The organism is Bacteroidota bacterium (genome assembly GCA_018698135.1).
Lineage (GTDB): Bacteria > Bacteroidota > Bacteroidia > CAILMK01 > JAAYUY01 > JABINZ01.
On the sequence record JABINZ010000049.1, the window covers coordinates 1 to 5,295 of the forward strand.

The 5,295-nt window shown below is 33.4% G+C and carries 5 protein-coding genes; 4 read left to right on the plus strand and 1 reads right to left on the minus strand.

Annotation, left to right across the window (positions count from 1 at the left end):
* Positions 1–153: 153 nt before the first annotated feature.
* Positions 154–1,236 carry an endonuclease gene (locus HOG71_03055; protein ID MBT5989808.1) on the minus strand — a complete coding sequence of 361 codons (1,083 nt, stop codon included), beginning with the start codon at positions 1,234–1,236 and terminating at the stop codon, positions 154–156.
* Positions 1,237–1,309: 73 nt separating this feature from the next.
* Between HOG71_03055 and HOG71_03060 the strand changes: the two genes are divergently transcribed.
* The 4 genes from HOG71_03060 to HOG71_03075 form a co-directional block, all read left to right on the plus strand.
* Positions 1,310–2,185, plus strand: a complete 876-nt coding sequence (locus tag HOG71_03060; GenBank protein ID MBT5989809.1) for a YicC family protein — start codon at positions 1,310–1,312, stop codon at positions 2,183–2,185.
* Positions 2,185–2,757, plus strand: a complete 573-nt coding sequence (gmk, locus tag HOG71_03065; protein MBT5989810.1) for a guanylate kinase — start codon at positions 2,185–2,187, stop codon at positions 2,755–2,757. Before HOG71_03060 ends, gmk begins: the two co-directional genes overlap by 1 nt.
* Entirely contained in the window at positions 2,758–3,315 is a 558-nt protein-coding gene (locus tag HOG71_03070; GenBank protein MBT5989811.1) for a nicotinate-nucleotide adenylyltransferase, read from the plus strand.
* A gap of 300 nt (positions 3,316–3,615) precedes the next feature.
* On the plus strand, positions 3,616–5,295 hold a 1,680-nt coding region (locus HOG71_03075; protein MBT5989812.1), incomplete at its 3' end, for a PKD domain-containing protein.

Genomic DNA, 5,295 nt, shown 5'->3' on the forward strand with positions numbered 1-5,295 from the left:
GAAGGAGATGATATAGACCACTTCGTGGTTGCATTAGACCATCTTACTTCTTGGTTCAATATTCAAATAATATTTATTGGAGTTGCCGTAGGTGTTGCTGTTCTAGGAATAATTGCTGCATTTACAACTTAGCATACAAACAAAATACGTGTATTATTTCCCAATCCATATTGTCATATGGATTGGGAGGTGATCGCTATATCCACCCTGATATCGAGGTCCTAAATATGTCCGAAAAGGTTTCTTACCAGTATATTTACTATCTTCAATTAATAACCAATCCTGACTAAACAAATCCACATCTGATGGTTTTAATGATAGGGAGGTAGTATTATTCAGCATGTTGGATGAAACAATAAACTGATCGAGCTGGTTCCACTCATAACGGTATTTATAACTTCCTTTTCCTTGTTGTTTAAACTGATAGCAAGTATTATATAAATTGCTTGAAGTAAAGTCAATACTATCAAATCCAGCATTCAAAATTTCTTGTATACTTCTGTCCATTGGTTCATCATTGAAATCTCCCATGATGACAATGTTACTGGAAGCATTGTGCTTTAAAATAGAATCCACTTTTTCTCTCAATACAGATGCCACATAAACTCTTCTTTTTTCACTGACTTCTTTGCCTCCTCTTCTGGATGGCCAATGATTTACAAATAAATGCAATGTATCTCTATTTAACACGACTCCTTTAGCATATAATATATCCCTTGTTCGAATAGAGCTATCAAAAGGAAAAATAATTTTTGTAAAAGCATAGTAAAGAGGTTTAAACTTATCCCTACTATACAATAATGCAACATCAATTCCTCTTCGATCTGGTGACTCCTTATGTATTATTTCATATTTATTACTTTTCAGTGGCGTATGAAAAACCAAATCGTCTAATACTTTCCGATTCTCAATTTCACATAAGCCAATAAGATCAATATCATCCCATCCGCCTGTGGCTAAAACCACCTTTGCAATTTTATTTAACTTATCGTAATAACGATAAGAATGCCAGTTATAACTACCGTTAGGTAAAAAATCATTATCATTTGTTCTGGGGTCATCCAGCGTATCAAATAAGTTCTCTACATTGTAAAACATTATATGCAATGATTGCTCGCTATTACCGTATTTCTCTTGATTATCTGAGTTATTCAGCAATTTACAGGAAGAATAACAGAAGGGAATTACAGCAATTAAGTATACTAAATGTAACTTTGAAATGGTTTTCCTTTTCATCTTGCAGATTAATTATTAAATACTGATAATTTTAGTAAATATATAAATAAAGATAATTAAAACAACCAATTATATGCTTAAATCAATGACAGGTTATGGTTCTTCTATTTTTGAAAGTCCAGAATTATCAGTTAAAGTAGAAATAAAAACATTAAACAGCAAAATGTTTGACCTGAAAATCCGGATTCCCTCAAAATACAATGAGAAAGAAATTGTGTTGAACAAACTCATTGAAAAAGAATTGTGCCGAGGTAAAATTGATGCAACGATAAATATTAAGAATGCTGACATTGATGGAAATAAAAAATTATTTAATGCTGCATTATTTAAGGCATATTACAAGGATGTTAAATCCGTTGCCAGTGATTTGGATGAAAAAAATGAGCAAATATTTAGCACCGTATTAAATTTACCGGATGTTTTCACAACTGATATTTCGGATGGCTCAATAGATGAAAAAGAATGGGAGCAAATCTATCAAACGACCAAAAAAGCCATTGAAAACGTAAATAAGTTCCGCACGACTGAAGGAGTGAAATTATCAGAAGAACTCTTACTAAATCTTAAATCCATTGAAGATAAGTGTCAGCAAATTGACGGTTTAAAAGACAATAGAACAGAGGCTATAAACAAACGTCTTCAAGCTAAATTAGCTGAAGCATTAAATGGTGATTACGACAAAAATCGTTTTGAACAAGAAATAATATATTTCCTTGAGAAATTAGATATTACCGAAGAAATTGACAGGTTACACACACATATTTCATACTTTAGAGATGTTTTCAATGAAAATGAAAATGGGCGTAAACTGAATTTTATTTCTCAGGAAATTGGTAGAGAGATTAATACCATAGGTTCAAAAGCAAACGACTCTCAAATTCAACAGATAGTTGTTCAAATGAAAAACGATCTTGAAAAAATAAAACAACAATTAGCCAATATTTTGTAATGAATCATCGTAAAATCATCGTATTTTGTGGTCCCTCAGGTTCTGGTAAAACATCTATTGTGAAAGACCTCTTGAACTATTTTTCAGAGTTAGCTTTTTCAATATCTGCAACAACTCGAGACAAAAGGAAAAATGAAGTTGATGGACAAGACTACTATTTTATTCCTCTCACGCTTTTTACTGAAAAAATTACAAAAGGAGAATTTGTTGAATTTGAAGAGGTTTATCAAGATATATATTACGGTACACTTTGGGCTGAAATTGAAAGAATTATAAGCATTGGCAAAATACCTATTCTGGATATTGACGTGTATGGTGCAACTACTATCAAAGAAAAATATAAAACGGAAGCTTTTGTGTTCTTTGTTCACCCTGGAAATGAAGACAATATTTTGAAACGACTAAGCAAGCGTTCAACTGAAAATGAAGAAAGCATGCTAAAAAGATTGGCAAAATCAAGGGAAGAATTGTTATTCGCTAATAATTTTGATCATTGTATTAATAATGATGGTCAACTCAGTGATACTATTACAGAAGTCAGACGTTTAGTCCAAAGAATAATAGATTTATAAATGAAAATTGGTCTCTTTTTCGGATCCTTTAACCCCATTCATATGGGGCATTTAATCATTGCTCAAAGCTTTATTAATCAAATTGACTTAGATGAGCTGTGGTTTGTTGTCAGCCCTCACAATCCGCTTAAAGATCAACAAGAACTTAATGATGCTGATCTTAGATTAGATCTTGTCCGAGATTCGATAAAGTCAAACGAAAAGTTCAAACTTTGCGATATTGAGTTTTCCTTATCAATACCATCTTACACAATTGATACTTTATCTGAATTACAAAAGAAACATCCTGAGCATAGCTTTGAGTTATTAATTGGTTCTGATTCGCTTGATTCTTTTTCACAATGGAAGAACTACCAGCAAATTCTCAATAATTTTACAACATACGTTTATCCTAGGAAGAAGGATTACAAAATTCCTGAGGAATTCACATCATACTCGATTGAAATTGTAAACTTACCCATATTAGATATCTCCTCCACCCATATCAGGAAACTTCTGGCCAATGGAAAATCAATAAAGTATTTGGTTCCAGAAGTGGTCTATAATTACTTTAATTAAGTAGCTCATTTTTCGATATTTCAAGAATGTGTCATTTTCATTGCACTTTTTGCGTCATTTTGCAAAAAATATCACTCTTCACAAATCATTGATATGGTATTACTTACACTGCTTTCTGAAGGTCCGAAATCATATTAATTTGCAGGTGGGTATAGCGATTTCATAATTTAGCTCCTGTAACAATAAAGAATTTATCATTTTGTCAGCGGTTCTCCGCTAATCGTAAACTTTGAATTTCGCATACAAGCGTGTGCTAAAAACAATAATGCTATGTTTTATACAGTATTAAATACTATATCTATGCCTAAAAAGTCGAAGCTTGAGAAACTGGTTCGGACCAAGATTATTGGCATAATTACCACTAAATCTGCATCATACAGGATGACTAAATTAGCTGGATTCAAAATTATACTTAGTATTATAATTTTATTATTTGCACAAAGTGTAAAATCACAAAACTGTTCTACGCTTTCACCCGCGTTTACCTATACACTATCAAATTCTGGTTGCTCAAGCCCAGATACAATTAGCTTTGCAAATACAAGTAGTGGATCTGGTCTAAGTGGAACAACTTTCTATTGGAATGTTAATCATACTGCATTTGACACAACTTCAGCTAGCACTACTCCTAATTCAATTAGTAAAACTTCAGGAACATATACAATTACATTAATTTCAATAACAGCTGCATCATGCATCGATTCAGTTTCAAAAACGATAACAATCCGAAATGCTATTAGCCCAAGTTTCACGAATGTCTCAGATACTATATGTTTAGGTTCTGCTATGCTTTTTACCAATTCGACTTCTGGTTCAACTACTGGAAATACGTATAAGTGGAAAGTAGGAAATAGCACTTTTTCATCACATTCAGATACAGCTTCCTATGTATTTTCAACTTCAGGGAATCATGTTATCACATTAAGTATTAAAAAAGGAAATTGCACATATACAACTTCAAAAAATATAACCGTTGCTAGTGGCCGCCAACCTATAAGATTTTATAATAATCTTGGGATAGCCCTACAGACTGTAACCTGGACAAGGTGTCTTACCCTGGTTACAGACCCCGATTCTATAAACCTCACTTTTGCCTCCCCCGACACATTGCTCAATTATACTTTTGACTTTGGAGACGGCAATTCCATTCAAGGAGATACACTTTTACCTTTTCCAAATGGACTCGTATCTCATACCTACCAATCCACCGGAGTCTACGATTTAATTGTTACAACAAATGATTTGAATACTTGCCTTAGAACATTCTATGGTAAAGTAATCAATCTCAGGTATCCTGTAGTGGGAATTGGCGGTCCCGACAACGGTCATTCTAATGGATGTATTCCATTTGTCTCTAGTTTTAAAAACAATTCATCACACGTGTCTGACTGTACTCAGTTTACATGGAACTTTGGTGATGGATCAACAGAAACGTATAATTACACCAATGCAAATGACACAATTTATCATAATTATGTAGTTACAAACTGTAATATTTATGTAACACTTTCGGCTACTAATTCTTGTGGCAGCACGCAAACCACATGGGGGCCAATTAATGCCTATACCAGTGATATAGCAGAAATCAGTGCAAATAACAATGTTTTCTGTCATCCAAATACAACTGTAACTTTACAAAACCTGACCCAATACAATTGCTATAGTGGTACTAAGTTTTTCTATTGGAATTTTGGTGATGGAACCAATACCGGATGGTCTTCAATCGGAATTGGCCAGTCTCACACTTACACCACACCAGGAAAATATACCATTACATTTACAGATAGTAACTTATGTGGTATTGATACTGCCACTGAGGAGATTATTGTATACGGCCCTATTCAAGCTGGATTTATGTATAGCCCCAGTCAACTTGGTTGTATTGATTACATGGTAACTTTTACCGATACATCAGTTGGTGATAGCTTAACTTATGTATGGAATTTTGGTGATGCAACTACATCAACCCAGCAAAACCCA

Coding starts and splice junctions, on each gene's coding strand:
- HOG71_03055 (MBT5989808.1), bottom strand. CDS start 1,236: ATGAAAAGGAAAACCATTTCAAAGTTACATTTAGTATACTTAATTGCT.
- HOG71_03060 (MBT5989809.1), top strand. CDS start 1,310: ATGCTTAAATCAATGACAGGTTATGGTTCTTCTATTTTTGAAAGTCCA.
- gmk (MBT5989810.1), top strand. CDS start 2,185: ATGAATCATCGTAAAATCATCGTATTTTGTGGTCCCTCAGGTTCTGGT.
- HOG71_03070 (MBT5989811.1), top strand. CDS start 2,758: ATGAAAATTGGTCTCTTTTTCGGATCCTTTAACCCCATTCATATGGGG.